The following is a 14,956-nucleotide window of genomic DNA, read 5'->3' on the forward strand; positions in this document are numbered from 1 at the left end:
GCGCCGCATCGCGTCAAGTGCTCCAGCGACAGTGGCTCACGGTGATGAAGACCGCCCACCAGGTGTGGGCCTCAAGTCCACCACGCCACCCTGATGTTCGGGGTGGGCGAGAGCCGCACCACCGCGTCCACCGCCTGTCGCCTGCGCGACCTGCAGAGACGAGACGCACGGCTTCACCGCCTTCATCTTTGGCCATTCGAGCGCCAACACCCGCCCTGGTGGCCTCCGACAGCAGCGCCCACGCCTACCTGCGCACCAACGCGCTGGCCCGCCTCTTCCTCGACAACGATGCCACCTGCAGGCCTCCTGGGTGACCATGGGCGGCGGGGTGGCGCAGGCGGCGCTGCACGCCAGGCTGCGACGACTTCGGCCGGAAGTGATCGAGGAGAACGTGGTCTCGGCCGCCAGCACCACCTTCTCGATGGACTCCGGAGGTGGAGCAGCATCCGCGACGCCGGCTTCGGCCCTCGCGGCGCACCATGCGCTACGGCCGGCTGGGCGGGGCCGGCGCGTGATCCACCACGTCCTCTCGGCCCCCTGGGTGCTGCCCGGCCTGGCCGCCGCAGCCGGCCCCGATCACGCCGGCCCGGCCGCCGGAGGCCCGCTCCCGCCCCCTGCGCGAGGGGCGGTGGCGCTCGACGGCGACGCCGGGTGGTGGCGAGTGAGCCGCGCGCCGCGGTGAGCGCGCCACGAAGCCCGGAGGAGCGGGTCGACGGCGTCATCTTCCCGGCCCTGGTGAACGCCCACCTGCACCTCGAGGTTTCTCCCACCACCGGCCGGGCTGGTGCTCGGCGGCCAGGGCTGCCAGCCTGGATCGAGCGGTTCGTCGGGGTGCGGCGCGCCACCAGCGAGGCCGGGGCCGTGGCCGCCATGGCCGCCGCCGCCGCCGCGCTGGTGGAGGCCGGCGTGGCCGCGGTCGGCGACGTCTCCAACACCCCTCGGGTCGCTGGCGCCGCTGGCCGCCGCCGGGCTGGTCGCCGCACCGTCTTCCAGGAGTCTTCAGCGCCACCGACGAGCGGCTGGCCGCCGCCAGGAGAGCCGCTGCCGCCATCCGCGCCGCCGCGCCGTGCGCCCCACCTGCGGGTGGTGCAGAGCCCGCACGCGCTCTACTCCACCGCGCCCGGCCGGCCTGCTGGCGCTGCTGCGCAGGCCGCCCGCCTCGCTGCACCTGGCCGAGGAGTTGACCGAGACGCAGAGTTCGCGGCGGGCGGCGCCGGGCTTATCGCCGCCCTGCGCGCCCGCATGGGCGGCCCCCGGCCAGCCCGGCTGGGAGCGGTCCCCAGTGGCCCTGGCGGCGCCGCACCTGGCCCCGGCGCTGTGTCTGCTGGTGCACTGCACGTGGACCTGGACGACGAGGACCTGGGCCTGCTGCGGAAAGCGCCGGCTGCAGGTGGTGCTCTGCCCCCGCTCCAGCCACCACATCTCGCGCGCCGCCCCGCCGCTGCCGCACCTGCTGGCGGCCGGCGTGCCGCCCCTGGCCATCGGCACCGACAGCCTGGCGTCCTCGCCCTCGCCTGGCGCCGCTGTTGTTTTGGCGCGGCTGCGCCGCGACTTCCCCGAGGTGCCACCCGGCTGGCTCCACCGCTGGCCTGGAACAGCGCCGCGGTGGGGGCGACCAGCCTGGGCCGCCTGGCCGTGGGCGCCGCGCCCGGGCTGCTGGCCGCGCCCGCTCGACAGCCGCCCCGTCGGCGACCTTCGACCACCTGCTGGCCGCCTCCGGCCCCGGGGGCGCGCCGCCGCTGCGATGGCTGGCCTGGCACCACCCGGAGGCCCCTCGCCGTGAGCGTCGCCGCGCTGGCCCGCATGGTGCGGCTGTCGCCCTCCTCTTCGCCCTGCCGCTCGTGGCGGCCGCGGTGGTGCTGGTGGCCCGGGACGCCCGGCTCGAGCCCGGGCGGCTGGCGCTGGTGTGGCGCTGGCGGTGGTGGCGGCCCCGCACCGCCGCCATGGCCGTGAACCGCATCGCCGACCGGCGCTTCGACCCCCTGAACCCGCGCACCGCCGGCCGCCGAGGCGGTCACCGGCGCGAGGTCAGCCCGCGCGCCGCCGGGGCGCTCCTCACGGGCGCAACCGAAATATCTTCATGCTGGCCGCCCCGCGCTCCATCGCCCCTGACCGGCTGGCTGGCGCCGCCAGTGCTGGCCATCTTGCTGCCAGGCTACTCTACGCCGGCTTCACCTGGGCCTGCCACCTGTGGCTGGGGGTGGCACAGTCCCTGGCCCCCATCGGCGTGGCGCTGGCGCTCACCAGCGCAGCGCCGCTGCCCTCCATCGTGCTGGGGGTGGGCGTGGGCGCCTGGATCGCCGGCTTCGACCTGTTCTGGTCGCTGCAGGACGCCGACTTCGACCGCTCGGCCGGGCTGCACGCCATCCCGGCCCGCTTCGGCGTGGGCCGGCGCCCTGTGGCGGCGCGCGGCCTGCACCTGGTGGCCGCGCTGGCGGTGGCGCTGGCCGGGCCAATGGCCGGGCGAGGGGTGGCCTGGCTGGCCGGCAGCGCGATGCTCGCGGCGGTGCTGCTGGCCGACGCACCTCTACGTGGCGCCGGGCGGCGCCCTCCGGCCGGACCGGCTCAACATGGCCTTCTTCAACTACAACGCCTTCGCCTCGGTGGCCTCGCCGCCTGCGCTGCTCGACCTGTGGGTGGCCTGACCGTGCCCGCCCGCGCCCGCCGCCTAGCGCGCCCCCGCCAGCTTCGCCCCTGCTGCAGGCCGACCGGCCGTGGCCGACGCGGTGGGCGGCCTGATGTCGGGCTCTGGGGCTTCAAGCGGCAGCCTGGGCGGGTCTGGGCGGTGCTGTTCCTCTCCGACCGGCCGCTGGCGGCGCCGGAGCTGTGCGACCGACTCCAGATCTCCACCGGCCTGCTCTCGATGTCGCTGGCGGAGCTGCGCCAGTGGGGCGTGGTGCGCGGCGTGGAGGTGCCGGGGGACCGCAAGGAGCACTACCTCGCCGAGACCAACGTCTGGCGGCTGGTGACCGGGTGCACAGGCGAGCGGGAGATGGAGCAGGTGAGGGCGCGCTGGCCCTCCCTCGACCGGGCGTCTCGGCGACCTGCGCGCCGCCCTGAGCGACGTGGGACCTGGCGGTGAAGGCCCAGGCCGCTTCAAGGCCCGGCGGCTGGAGCGGCTGTCGAGCTGACCCGCGCCGCGCCGAAGCGTGCTGCGGCTGCTGGTGGACTCGGCGCGGGCCGACGTGGGACCGCTCAAGGCCCTGTCGGAGGCGCTGGCCCGCCGCGGCGAGTGAGGGCGACTCCGTGCGCGGCCTCCGGGCCCGGGGCGACGGCCGGGCACCCGGTCGGCCCGCCACGGCGGCGGCGCGACCAGGAAGGCGGCCGTCCGAGCGCCCCTCGGCGATGGGCACCCCGGCGCGGAAGGGCCGGCCGCCGGCCGCGTCGGCCGGGCGGGACGCCGGGCCACCAGCCGGGTGGCGTAGGTGGCGCCCGGGGTGAGGGCGCCCGCGGGGACCTCGAGCGAGGTGGCGGCGTCGGCGAGCGGCAGGAGGCCAACCGCGCGCCCTGGGTGGGTGAGGCCGTCGGCCGAGGTGAGGCGCCAGACCCCACCCCAGAGGCTGGTGGGCAAGCCGATGTTGGGCGGCCAGCCCAGGAGCGGGGTGGCCGGCCGACCGCCCGCGGCACCAGGGCGTCGAGGTCGTCCGGCTGAGGGCCAGGGGCGCGCCCAGGGCGGGGCCACCAGGCTCGGCGCGCCGTCCGGGGCGTCGCGGCGCAAGCACGTGGTTGACCGCGCCGGGCGGCGGCGCGGCGGTGGCGGTGAAGCGGACCGGGGCCGGCAGCTCGTAGGCGGCCTCAAGTACTCCCTGGTACTGGGGCGGCAGGAAGCGGGCGTAGGTGAGCGCCCCGGCATCCACGTCAAGCGCGATGGCCGGGAGGTGGCCTCGAGCAGCGTGGCGGCGGCCGCGCCCAGCGGCGAGGGCCGCCAGGGGCGCCGGGATGGCGTAGACGCCGACCCGGTGGCGGCTCGGTGAGGGGGGCCGGCCGAAGTCGGCGGCGGCCAGCTCGAACTCGGTCTGGCGCCGTCGAGCGGGGAAGGCCGGAGAGGTCGTGCACTAAACGGGTGGCCGGCGGCGGCAAGCTCGGGAAGGGCTGGCCGTCCACGATGTGACCTGGGTGGCCGCGTCAGGGAGGTGGCGGCCGCCGCCTCGAGGTACTCGATGGTGGAGACCTGCTCCCCGGACGGCGAGGCGGTACTGCGCCACCAACAGGTCGTCGGCGGGCGCCAGCACCGGGCCCATCAGGGCGGCCCAGTCGAAGGCGTACGGATCCGGGGTCGGTGAAGCCGATCCAGTCGGCCGTGGGCACCAGCGGCCGGGCAGCTGGGCCCCCCAGGAGAAGAAGCGCAGGGTGTCGAAGTACCCTGCCAGGTGTCGAGGCCGGCGACGGTGAGCGTGGGCTGGGTCGGCCCCTGCGTGGCCTGGGCCGCGTGCGCCCCGCCCGGGCCGAACCTCGCCGAGGTCGAGCAGGTGGTCGGCGCTGCCGGGCACGGTGGTGGGCTGCCGTCCAGGAAGACCACCTTGTCCTGGTAGGGGCCCGGCTGCACCGCGGCCCGCCAGCGGCCGGCTCGGCCGCCGGCTCCATGGTGGTGACGGTGGGCCGGCGGCGCCGTCCGGCTGCGACACGTCCAGCGCGGCCACGCGGGGGTCGGCCGCCTCCGCGGTGGTTCCCGCCGCGTCGCCGGCCCAGGCGGTGATCAGCCTGGACACGGTGACCGCCGGCCCACCACCAGGTCCACCGCCACGGTGGCGCGGGGAGGTGGGCGCACCGGCCACCAGGCCACCGACAGGGTGGCCGGTGTGCATGCGGAGCGGCTGGCCTGCGGTGGCCGCGGTGACCGTGACCGTGAAGGGCGGGGCCGTGCCGGTACCGCGGCGGAGAGCCAGCCGGTGGCCCCGGCCGCGGGGTAGGTGACGGTGGTGGTCGGCGCGGCCAGCCGCGCCGGCGCCCACCTTGACCAACTGGGGCGCCTGCGCGGCCGGGTCGGTGCCCGCCGCCGGCGGCTGAAGGCCAGGGTGGCGGCCGAGAGCGAGCGCGGCCGGGGCGCGGGGGCCACCGTGAGGTCACGCCGAAGGCCGGCGAGTTGTACGCCCCGGCGCGGTGAGGGTCACCGTGGCGGCGTAGCTCCCACGGCCAGGCCGGCCCGGGCGGGGGTGGCGGTGACCGTGTAGGGCGCGAAGGTGCCGCTGACCTCGGCGGTGAGCCAGCCGGCTCCGGACTGGAAGGTCACCAGGCCGCCGGCGCCGCCAACGTGCCGGTGCCGCGTTGGTGACGGTGACGGCCCTGGCCGCCGGATCGACGCCCTCGCGGGGCAGGAGCGGGCGGGCGAGTGGCCAGCGCCGGCGGGGCACGGTGAGCGTCACCGCGATGATCCGGGGAGCCAGCACCCGGCGGAGTGTGAGCGTCACGGCGGCGGCGTAAGCTCCCCACTGGCGGCGCCGCGGAGGCTGCGAGGTCACCAGGTAGGGGCGGCGCCGCACCGGTCACGCCGACCGCCGCCCCGGTGAAGGTGACCGGGTTGAGGCCGACAGCTGCAGCCGGGGGGGCTGGGGGTGGGCGTGTCGTGCTCGGAGCAGGCCGCGAGGTCAGGGCGGCCAGGGTAGCGGCCAGCAGGCGGGGGTGCCGTCATGGGTCGCCAGGTGGCTCCGGAACGGGGCGCAGCGGGGGCACCGGGGGGGCTAGTATCGGCGGGCCGGCCGCTCAGGCCAGGTGCGGGCCGCCGCCTGGCGGGGCCCGGGCGGCCAGCGCGGCCTCGTCCACGCCGAGGAGCCGCCCCTCGCGCAGGCGGACCCGGCCGGCCACGATGGCCCAGGCGGCCGGGGCGCCGGCCCAGAGCATGGCCAGGTCGCCGAGCGGCAGCGCCGGCAGCGGCACGGCCGGCCGCCAGCCCAAGATCACCACGTCGGCCACGGCGCCAGGTGGGCACGCCGAAGGCCGCCCGAAGGAACCGCCGGCCAGGCGCGCCGCCAGGGCCAGAGCGGCTGCCGGCCAGGTCCTGGGCGGCGCGCGGGGTGCGGGCCTGGCCGCGGTGGAAGAACGCCAGGGCCACCAGCTCGCAGGCGGTGTCCGGAAGAGGCCGTCGGTGCCGAGGGCCACCGCCACCCCCGCGCCGGCCAGCTCGGCCAGCGGCGGCATCTGGGTGCCCCAGAAGGCGGCGGCGCGGGGTGGAGGCCAGGGTGGCGCCGGCCGCGGCCAGGCGCGCCCCTCCTCGCGGATGGTGGTGGCGCCGTGGGCCACGACGGTGCGCGGGCCCAGGAGGCCGCGGGCCGCCAGCAAGTCGATGGGGCGCAGCGCCCCGCGGAAGTAGGCCGCCGCCAGGTCGGTGTCGTCCTCGGCGATGGAGGCCAGCAGGCCGTGGCGCGGGGGCCAGCGCCGAGAGGGCGGCCAGCAGGTCGTCGGGCGCGGCGTCGAGGCCGTCGAGGCCGGCCGCGCCGCTGCGCAGCGGGTGGTCGCGGTGGCGGTCGGCGAAGGCGGCCGAGGCCCCCCCCTCGCGCAGGCCCAGGCCCGCGCCGTCGCGGTCGCTCGACCCGTAGGCCAGCACCGCCCGCAGCCCCACCGCCTCCACCGCCCGGCCGGCCGCCGCCAGCGCTCGGCGGCCCGCCGGGCGCGGCCCGCAAGAGGTCGAAGGCGCAGGTGACGCCGCCGCGCAGCGTCGCCGCCGCGCCGGCCGCGGTCAGCGCCTCGACCTGCTCCGCCTCGGCGCGCGGCTCGAGCTAGGTGCGCAGCGGGCCCGCCAGGCGTGCAGCACCGCCGGGGCCTGGCCGGGGAGGCCGGAGCGGCGGGCCAGGGCGCCCAGGGCCAGGTGGGTGTGGGCGTCCACCATGCCCGGCACCACCAGCCGGCCGGCGCGTCCACCTCCCAGTCTCCCGGGCGGGGCGGCACCCCCTCGGGGGCCGGCACCACCGCCGCGACCCGGCCGTCCTCCACCACCAGGGTGGCCGGCGCAGGCGCGCCGCCCGCGTGGCCACCAACCCTCCCCTTGATCACCAGGCGGTCCGGCATGGCGGCATCATCCCAGACCGCGGGTGCTGCGGGAACCCGGCGGCTTGCCGCCCCCGGCGATGCGGGTAAACAGGGCCCCCCCATGCTCTCCCCAGAGGTCCTCAAGCGGCTCGACGCCATCGAGCAGCGGTTCGAGGAGCTGACCCACGCCCTCTCCGATCCGGCGGTGGCGTCCAGCGGCGAGCGCTTCCGCAAGGTCTCCAAGGAGCGCGCTGCCCTGGAGTCCACCGGGGAGGCGCTGCGCGCCTGGCGGCGGCTCACCCAGGAGATCGCCGACAACGAGGCGCTGCTGGCCGACACCGACATGCGCGAGATGGCCAAGGAGGAGCTGGGGCTCCTCGGGCCCCGCCTGGGGCCGGCCGAGGCGCAGCTCAAGCTCTTCCCTCATCCCCGCGACCCGGCCGACGACAAGGACGTCATCGTGGAGGTGCGGGCCGGCGCCGGCGGCGACGAGGCCGGCCTGTTCGCGGCCGAGCTGGTGCGCCTCTACATCCGCTACGCCGAGCGGCTGGCTGGAAGGTGGACCTGCTCGACACCTCGCCGGCACGCTGGGGGGCGTCAAGGAGGCCACCCCTCACCATCGCCGGCGACCAGGTCTTCTCCTGGCTCAAAGTACGAGTCGGGGGTGCACCGGGTGCAGCGGGTCCCGGCCACCGAGGCGCAGGGGCGCATCCACACCTCCACGGCCACCGTGGCCGTCATGCCGGAGGCGGAGGAGGTGAGCATCCAGATCAGCCCGCCGACCTGGAGATCGACGTCTTCCGCTCCACCGGCGCCGGCGGCCAGTCGGTCAACACCACCGACTCGGCCGTGCGCATGACGCGCAAGCCCACCGGCACCATCGTGAAGTGCCAGCAGGAGAAGAGCCAGCTCAAGAACCGGGCCATGGCGCTCAAGCTGATGCGGGCCAAGCTCTACGAGATCGAGCAGGAGAAGCAGCGCAGCGCCCGCGACGCGGCCCGCAAGGGCCAGGTGGGCAGCGGCGATCGCAGCGAAAAGATCCGCACCTACAACTTCCCGCAGGACCGGCTCACCGACCACCGCATCGGCTACACCCGCCACAACCTGCCGGCCGTGATGGACGGCGACCTGCAGGACCTGGTGGACGCCTGCCGCACCTTCTACGCCGCCGAGGCGCTGCGCGAGGCCTCCGCGGCGAGCAGCGGCGGCGGGTCGGAGGGGGGCTCCTGAGGGCCGCCAGGCCTAACCGACCCGCCACGGCGGGTCGCCGCCGGGCGGCCGAGCGCGGCGCGCCATGACCGAGGCCTGGACCCCCCTCAAGCTGCTGGGCTGGACCCAGGGCTTCTTCGCCCAGAAGGGCGTGGACGCCCCGCGCCTCACCGCCGAGCTCCTGCTGGCCAGCGCCCTGGGCTGCGACCGGGTGCGGCTCTGGACTTCGACAAGCCGCTCGGCGACCCCGAGCTGGGGCGCTACCGCGCGCTGGTCAAGCGGCGCGCCGAGGGCGAGCCCACCGCCTACCTGGTGGGCGCCCGCGAGTTCTACGGCCACCGCTTCCTGGTGGACGCCCGGGTGCTGGTGCCGCGCCCCGAGACCGAGCAGCTGGCCGAGGCCGCCCTGCTGGCGCTGCCCGAGGGCGGGGCGGCGCTGGACCTCGGCACCGGCAGCGGCGCTGCTGGCGGTGACCCTGGCGCTGGGGAGGCCGGGGCGCGGGTGACCGCAGTGGACCTCTCCGTCGAGGCGCTGGCGGTGGCCACCGCCAACGCCGCGGCGCTGGGGGCGGCGGTGACCTTCCTGCAGGGTGACCTCTTCGCCCCGCTGCCCGAAGGCGCCCGCTTCGACGTCATCGCCTCCAACCCGCCCTACGTGCCGACCGGGGAGCTGGCCGGGCTGATGCGCGAGGTGCGGCGGGAGCCGCGGCTGGCGCTGGACGGGGACCGGACGGCCTGGCGGTGCTGCGGCGCATCGTGGCCGAGGCGCCGCGCTGGCTGGCCCCGGGCGGCGCGCTGCTCCTGGAGATGCACGAGTCCCACCTCGAGGCGCTGCCGGCGCTCTGCCTGGCCGCCGGCTTCGCCGCCGCAGAGGCGCGCCGCGACCTGGCCGGCCTGCCCCGCCTCACCGTCGCCCGGATGGCGGCGGCCCCCCCCCCCGCGTAGAATCCGCGCCCTCCCAGCCCCCCCGCCCCCCGCACCGGAGCAGGACAAGTGGACAAGATCGTCATCGAGGGGGGCGTGCCGCTGCGCGGCGTGGTGCAGGTCTCCGGGGCCAAGAACGCCGCGCTGCCCATCGTGGCGGCCGCGCTGCTGGCCGAGGGGGACCACCAGATCCGCAACGTGCCGGACCTGGCCGACGTGCGGACCATGGGGCGGCTGCTCGGCCACATGGGCTGCACCTTCGAGCGGAGCGCCGACCACCACGCCGTGGCGGTGCGGGTGCCGGCGGCGGTGACGCCCGAGGCCCCCTACGAGCTGGTGAAGACCATGCGGGCCAGCGTGGTGGTGCTGGGGCCGCTGGTGGCGCGCTGGGGCAAGGCCCGGGTGTCGCTGCCGGGCGGCTGCGCCATCGGGGCCAGGCCCATCGACCAGCACCTCAAGGGGCTGACCGCGCTGGGCCGTCATCGAGCTCTCCCACGGCTACGTCACCGCCACCGCGCCGCGCGGGCGGCTGCACGGGGCGGTCTTCACCTTCGACGGGCAGACCGTCACCGGCACCGGAGAACGTCATGATGGCGGCGACGCTGGCCGACGGGCGCACCGTGCTGCGCAACTGCGCCCGCGAGCCGGAGGTGGTCGACCTGGCAGCGGCGCTCGTCCGCATGGGCGCCCGCATCGAGGGGGCCGGCACCGACGAGATCCGGGTGGACGGGGTGGAGCGGCTGCGCCCGCTCGACCACACCGTCATCGCCGACCGCATCGAGGCCGGCACCTTCATGGTGGCCGGGGCGCTGCCCGGCTCCGACGTGGTGGTGCAGGGCTGCCTGGCGGCGGATCTCGAGTCGCTGGTGGAGAAGCTGCGCGCCGTCGGGGCCACCGTGACCGCGGTGCAGGGCGGCGTGCGGGTGGTGGGCGACGGGCGGCCGCGGCCGGTGGACGTCCGCACCTCGCCGCACCCCGGCTTCCCCACCGACATGCAGGCCCAGATGATGGTGCCGCTCTGCCTGGCCGACGGCTCGTCGCGGGTCACCGAGACGGTCTTCGAGAACCGCTTCATGCACGTGCAGGAGCTGCTGCGGCTGGGGGCCGACATCACCATCGACGGCAAGACCGCGGTGGTGCGCGGCGTGCCGGCCCTCTCCGGCGCGCCGGTGATGGCCAGCGACCTCAGGGCCTCGGCCGCGCTGGTGCTGGCGGGCTGGCGGCGGCGGGCACCACCGAGGTGCTGCGCGTCTACCACCTCGACCGCGGCTACGAGCGCATCGAGGCCAAGCTGGCGCCCCTGGGGGCGCGCATCCGCCGGGCCAAGGAGTGAGGCGGCCGCCGCCCACCCGCGCGAAAGGGACCATGACCTCCGAGCTCATCACCGTGGCCGTGCCCAAGGGGCGCCTCCTCGACGAGGCGTCCAAGCTCTTCGAGGAGGCGCTGGACGTCTCGCCCAAGGCGCTGCTCTCCGGCACCCGCAGCTGGCCGCCGACGCCCCTGGAGGCCGGGCTGCGCTTCATCTCCATCCGCGCCGCCGACGTGGCCAGCTACGTGGAGCACGGCGCCGCCGCGGTGGGGGTGGCCGGGCTGGACGTGCTGCGCGAGGAGCCGCGCGACCTCTACGAGCCGCTCGACCTGGGCATCGGGCGCTGCAGCGTCATCGTGGCCTGGCCCAAGGGGGGCACGCCGCTGCCCAAGGGGGTGGCCCCGCGCATCGCCACCAAGTACACCAACCTGGCCTCGGCCCACTTCGCCGCCCGGGGCCTGCCGGCCGAGATCATCCACCTGCACGGCTCCATCGAGGTGGCCCCTCGCTGGGGCTGGCCGACGGGATCGTGGACATCACCGAGACCGGGGAGACCCTCAAGGCCAACGGCCTGGAGGTGGCCGAGACCGTGCTGGAGGTGTCGGCCCGGCTCATCGTCAACCGGGTGGCCCTGAAGCTCCACGCCGAGCGGCTGCGCCGGCTGATCGACGCCCTGCGCCGGGTGGTGGCCGCCGGGGCGGCCGATGGGCGTTGATCGGCGGCGCGGTGTTCGACTAAGGTCCCCGTACATCCAGCACCCCTGGACCAACGCGTGCCTCCACCTCCCCTCGCAGTGCCCCACGGTCCCGAAGGAGGACCTGACACGTCATGGATTGCCCTCGGTGCAGCGTCGAACTCGCCGCCATCACGCAGGATGAGAGCTCCATCAACCGGTGCTCGGAGTGCGGTGGGCTGTGGGTCGACGGGTCCGACCTGAACAAGATCCTGTTGCACAACAACCTCCCCGCCCTGACCGCCATCGGCGGCCAGATCAACGTGGAGGAGCTGGCCGGGATGTGCCCCGCCTGCAACGTGGACCTGGTGGTGGTGGAGGGCGGGGAGAAGCTCGGCCTGCACTACGACACCTGCGAGTCCTGCGGTGGCCTGTGGGTGGAGGGCGAGGACGTGGAGGTGGTCCCCGAGACCGCCTCGTTCAAGGAGGCCTCGACCGAGCTGGCCGGGTTCTTCAGGGCCTTGCCAAGAAGAAGTAGGCGGGCGCGGGGCCGAGGCGCGCGCCGCCAGCGCGCCCGGGCCCGCGGCGCCCCTCACCACATCCGGTCGTCGCGCCACGGGTGCGCCGTGTTGCTGTAGCCGCGGATCTCCCAGTAGCCGCGCCGGTCGTGGGTCGCGAACTCCAGCCGGTTGATCCACCGGCGCCCTTCCAGGCCCACAGCTCCGGCACCACCATGCGCACCGGGCCGCCGTGGTCCACGGCCAGCGGCTGCCCGTCGAGCTGGTGCACCAGCAGCACCGCCGGCCTGAGCGCCTCCTCGAGCGGCAGGTTGGTGCAGTAGCCGTCGGCCGCGTGGCACATCACGTGGGTGGCCTCGGGGAGCGGCCGGGCCAGCGCCGCCAGGGTCTCGAAGCGCACCCCGCGGAAGGTCATGTCCAGGATCGACCAGCCGGTGACGCAGTGGAAGTCCTGCTGGTCGTCCACCTGCGGCAGGGCGTGGAACTGGTCCCAGGTGAAGGTGCCCGGGGTGGCCACCGCGCCGTCGACGGTGAGCTTCCAGGCGGCCGGGGCCACCTTGGGGGTGAGGCCGATGTCGAGCACCGGCCACTCCGCCTGCTCGAAGACGTTCTGGCCCGGCGGCTCCTGCGGCATGCCGTGGCGGTTCTTCGGCCCGTCGCCCTGCGGCTTCCCGTCGGCGCGGGCCGGGGTGGCGGCGATGCGGTCGGCCCAGCGGGCCCGGAGCTCGGCGAGCCCCTCGGCGATGCGGCGTTCGAGGTCGGTCACGGGGCCGACTCTACCCGCCGGGGCGGGCCGGGCGCAGCGCCGCTCTTGCCTTGACTCGGGGCCGGGATCGGGGCAGATCAGGGGTCGTTTCGCGGGAATAGCTCAGTTGGTAGAGCATCAGCTTCCCAAGCTGAGGGTCGCCGGTTCGAATCCGGTTTCCCGCTCCAGATTCGAGAAGGGCCCTGCCTCACGGCGGGGCCCTTCGTCGTTTCGGGCCTCGGCGATATCGGTCCAGTCGACTGGACTCGGGCGCGCCCGCCGGTTCTGCTCACGAGCCAGCGCCTCGGGCCGTTTCGCCCTCGCGGGGCCGGGGTGGCCGTTCCTGGTCATCGGCCTGCTCCCTGGCGGGGACCGGCGCCGTGGTCGGGTTCCGGACCCCGGCGCAGGTGGAGCGGCGCTCCGCCGGCTTCGCCGCCGCGCCCGAGGCGACCAGGCCGGAAGCGGCGCGCATGGAAAAGTCAATAGCGCCTGGTCCGTCTACGTGGCCGTGTGGGCGAACTTCCCGCGGTCGCCGGGCTGGCCCTCGGTTCGCCCTTCGGAGCCCGCTGGCGCACAGCGCCGGCGCGCCCCTCCTCTTCTTCGCAGGCGTCAGCCTCTGGTGGACGGCTTCGCCAACGCCGGGCGCGTGGTACACCGAGGCGCTGGAGGCGGCGGAGCGCGCCGAGCGGTCAGCACCGCCGGAGGATGACGCACGGGCACCCGTCACACCCATGAGCACGGGGTGACTACGACGGGGCGCTCGGCAGGCCGCCAGTGATCCCGCATCACGCACCGGGGACTCCAGGCCCTGCGTCACCGCGACGGGCAGCGCGCCCCGATCCCAGGGACGTGGTTTGACAGCTCAGCGGAACATCGCCGCGCGCGCGGCCCGCCTCCTGCACTGGCTGGTGGATGCGATCGCGGTCCGGGCGCCTGCCGCGTCGTCGCCGAGTACTGCACCTGGCGAACCGGAAGACGGAGAGAGCCATGGGCCGGAAACTGGGGCGATCAACGCTGGGCCTCTCTCGCCAGCGCCGCGGTGATGGTCTGCACGCTCGGCTGCGGTGTCACCACCGACACGGCGGCAACCCCGGCAGGACCATCACCGTCCGGGACAACTCCGGCTACGTGCTCACCGGGCTCTACCGTGGCGCAGGTGAACCAGGTCAGCTGAGGACCGGACCTGCTCCCCGGCGTGCTCTTCACCGCGGCGACTCGCCGTCCTGGTGAGCGCGGCTTCCTCCGACGTGATGGTCATCGACGATCGGCAGCGCGACTGCGTACTCACCGACCTCGACCTGTCTGCGCCGACAAGAACGGGCGATCGACGACAGCACGCTGCGGAACTGCGGCTACTGACCGCGGCCCGGTCCCGGCCCGCTCGGAAGGCGCCCGCCCGAGGGGCGCCCCTCCCAAGCGTTCGCGGGTGACGCCCCTGCACGGCACCGGGGCCGGTGGGCGCCGTCCGAGCGGACGTTCGGAACGTTCCCCCGGCGAGTGCGTGGTGGCCAGCACGCAGGTAGGGCCGGAAAGCACCGCGGCTGGACGGACCTCGCCCGACCCGCCTATCCTCCGGCGTGCTCTCCTCTCTCGGGGAGGCTCACCGAGCACGGGTACCCGCTACCCCGGCCGCGGCTTCCACGCTCCGCGCCGTGACGCGCAGGCCGGGCAACCTCCATCGCCCGCGCCGAGGGGCGGTGCGGGCCCGGCGAGGCGACATCCTCGATTTCAAGATGTTCCGGCAACCTCGCCCTCACCCTCCTCGTCACTGGACCGCTGCCGGAGGTGGTGGTGCTCGCCGACGCGCTCCAGGGGTTCGGCTGGTCCAGTCGACCTCGAGCCGCCGCGCCAGACGCTGGCCGCCCTCGCCGGCCGACCAGATCGAGGGGACGGTGCTGCTCGACTTCCCGGAAGGACGGCGGACTCGTCATCCCGCTGCCGAGGTCCCCGGGTAGGGAGTCCGCGCGGGCCTGGACGACCCGCCCCCACTCCGGCGCCGCCGTGTTGCCCTGCCGGTCGTCGAAGTCGTTGGCCCGGGCGTTGTGGTTGTCCCGGAGAGGACCACCGGGTCCTTGTCGAGGGCCTGTGCCGTACCGAGCACCGTCTCCCGGTGTTCCGGTCCGGCAGCCGGGTGGACCACCACGTGCCCCTCGGGATCGGCCCGGTGGAGCGCGCAGGCCAGCGTGGCGCCGGCGACCTCCACGTCGAGGCCCGATGCCCTGGGTCGCGCGGGCGCGGAAGAAGTGGCGCTCCGGGGATCAGCGGGTGGTCGAGGAGGCTCACGGCGCCCCAGCCGCCACGCTGGACCCAGACCTCCGGGAAGGCGCCCTTGATCCTGCCCTCCAGCGGAGGCGACCCGGCCGGAAGTGAGGTGCCTGGCCAGCGCCATCGGCTCAGCTCGTCGGCCCGAGGCTGGCGGCACCTCGGCACAGCGCCAGGACAAACCTTCGCTGGAGGTGTCGGCCGGTGAAGTGGTGGGGTCAGCCACCTCCAAGCTCAGCCGAACGGAGCAGGCCCTGCCGCGGACCTCCACTCGACATCATCATCTCGCCCCGGGCTCGGCGTCATGCGCTCGGTCTGTCCACTGCCTTCCTGGTCATCCTCCCCGGGGTCACG

At 75.7% G+C, this 14,956-nt stretch carries 2 protein-coding genes, 1 tRNA gene and 7 pseudogenes; 8 read left to right on the plus strand and 2 right to left on the minus strand.

The window, feature by feature from the left end; genetic code table 11:
- Nucleotides 1-1,779: 1,779 nt before the first annotated feature.
- Both IPO09_12480 and IPO09_12485 read left to right on the plus strand, forming a co-directional pair.
- Nucleotides 1,780-2,645: pseudogene (locus IPO09_12480) on the plus strand (UbiA family prenyltransferase).
- Between the two features lie 93 nt (nucleotides 2,646-2,738).
- A pseudogene (locus IPO09_12485) lies at nucleotides 2,739-3,236 on the plus strand (ArsR family transcriptional regulator).
- 2,464 nt (nucleotides 3,237-5,700) lie between these two features.
- Here the strand turns inward: IPO09_12485 and IPO09_12490 are convergent.
- On the minus strand, nucleotides 5,701-6,276 hold the full coding sequence (locus tag IPO09_12490) for a hypothetical protein (protein MBK9518147.1): 576 nt from the start codon (nucleotides 6,274-6,276) through the stop codon (nucleotides 5,701-5,703).
- 808 nt (nucleotides 6,277-7,084) lie between these two features.
- Between IPO09_12490 and prfA the strand changes: the two are divergent.
- From prfA to IPO09_12515, 5 genes and pseudogenes are all read left to right on the plus strand, one after another.
- Nucleotides 7,085-8,193 (plus strand): annotated as a pseudogene (prfA, locus tag IPO09_12495) (peptide chain release factor 1).
- A 64-nt stretch (nucleotides 8,194-8,257) separates the two neighbouring features.
- Nucleotides 8,258-9,116 (plus strand): annotated as a pseudogene (gene prmC / locus IPO09_12500) (peptide chain release factor N(5)-glutamine methyltransferase).
- A gap of 48 nt (nucleotides 9,117-9,164) precedes the next feature.
- Nucleotides 9,165-10,428: pseudogene (murA, locus tag IPO09_12505) on the plus strand (UDP-N-acetylglucosamine 1-carboxyvinyltransferase).
- A 32-nt stretch (nucleotides 10,429-10,460) separates the two neighbouring features.
- Nucleotides 10,461-11,119 (plus strand): annotated as a pseudogene (locus tag IPO09_12510) (ATP phosphoribosyltransferase).
- A 113-nt stretch (nucleotides 11,120-11,232) separates the two neighbouring features.
- Nucleotides 11,233-11,715 carry a zf-TFIIB domain-containing protein gene (locus IPO09_12515; GenBank protein MBK9518148.1) on the plus strand — a complete coding sequence of 161 codons (483 nt, stop codon included), beginning with the start codon at nucleotides 11,233-11,235 and terminating at the stop codon, nucleotides 11,713-11,715.
- Here the strand turns inward: IPO09_12515 and IPO09_12520 are convergent.
- Nucleotides 11,670-12,361 (minus strand): annotated as a pseudogene (locus IPO09_12520) (molybdopterin-dependent oxidoreductase). The gene IPO09_12515 and the pseudogene IPO09_12520 sit on opposite strands and share 46 nt — an antisense overlap.
- Nucleotides 12,362-12,452: 91 nt before the next feature.
- Between IPO09_12520 and IPO09_12525 the strand changes: the two are divergent.
- Nucleotides 12,453-12,528, plus strand: a tRNA-Gly gene (locus tag IPO09_12525).
- The last annotated feature ends 2,428 nt before the right edge of the window (nucleotides 12,529-14,956 follow it).

It is taken from the genome of Anaeromyxobacter sp. (genome assembly GCA_016718565.1).
Lineage (GTDB): Bacteria > Myxococcota > Myxococcia > Myxococcales > Anaeromyxobacteraceae > JADKCZ01.

Bases quoted from the DNA above. Each gene is read 5' to 3' on its own strand.
- IPO09_12515 (MBK9518148.1), top strand. From the start codon at position 11,233: ATGGATTGCCCTCGGTGCAGCGTCGAACTCGCCGCCATCACGCAGGAT.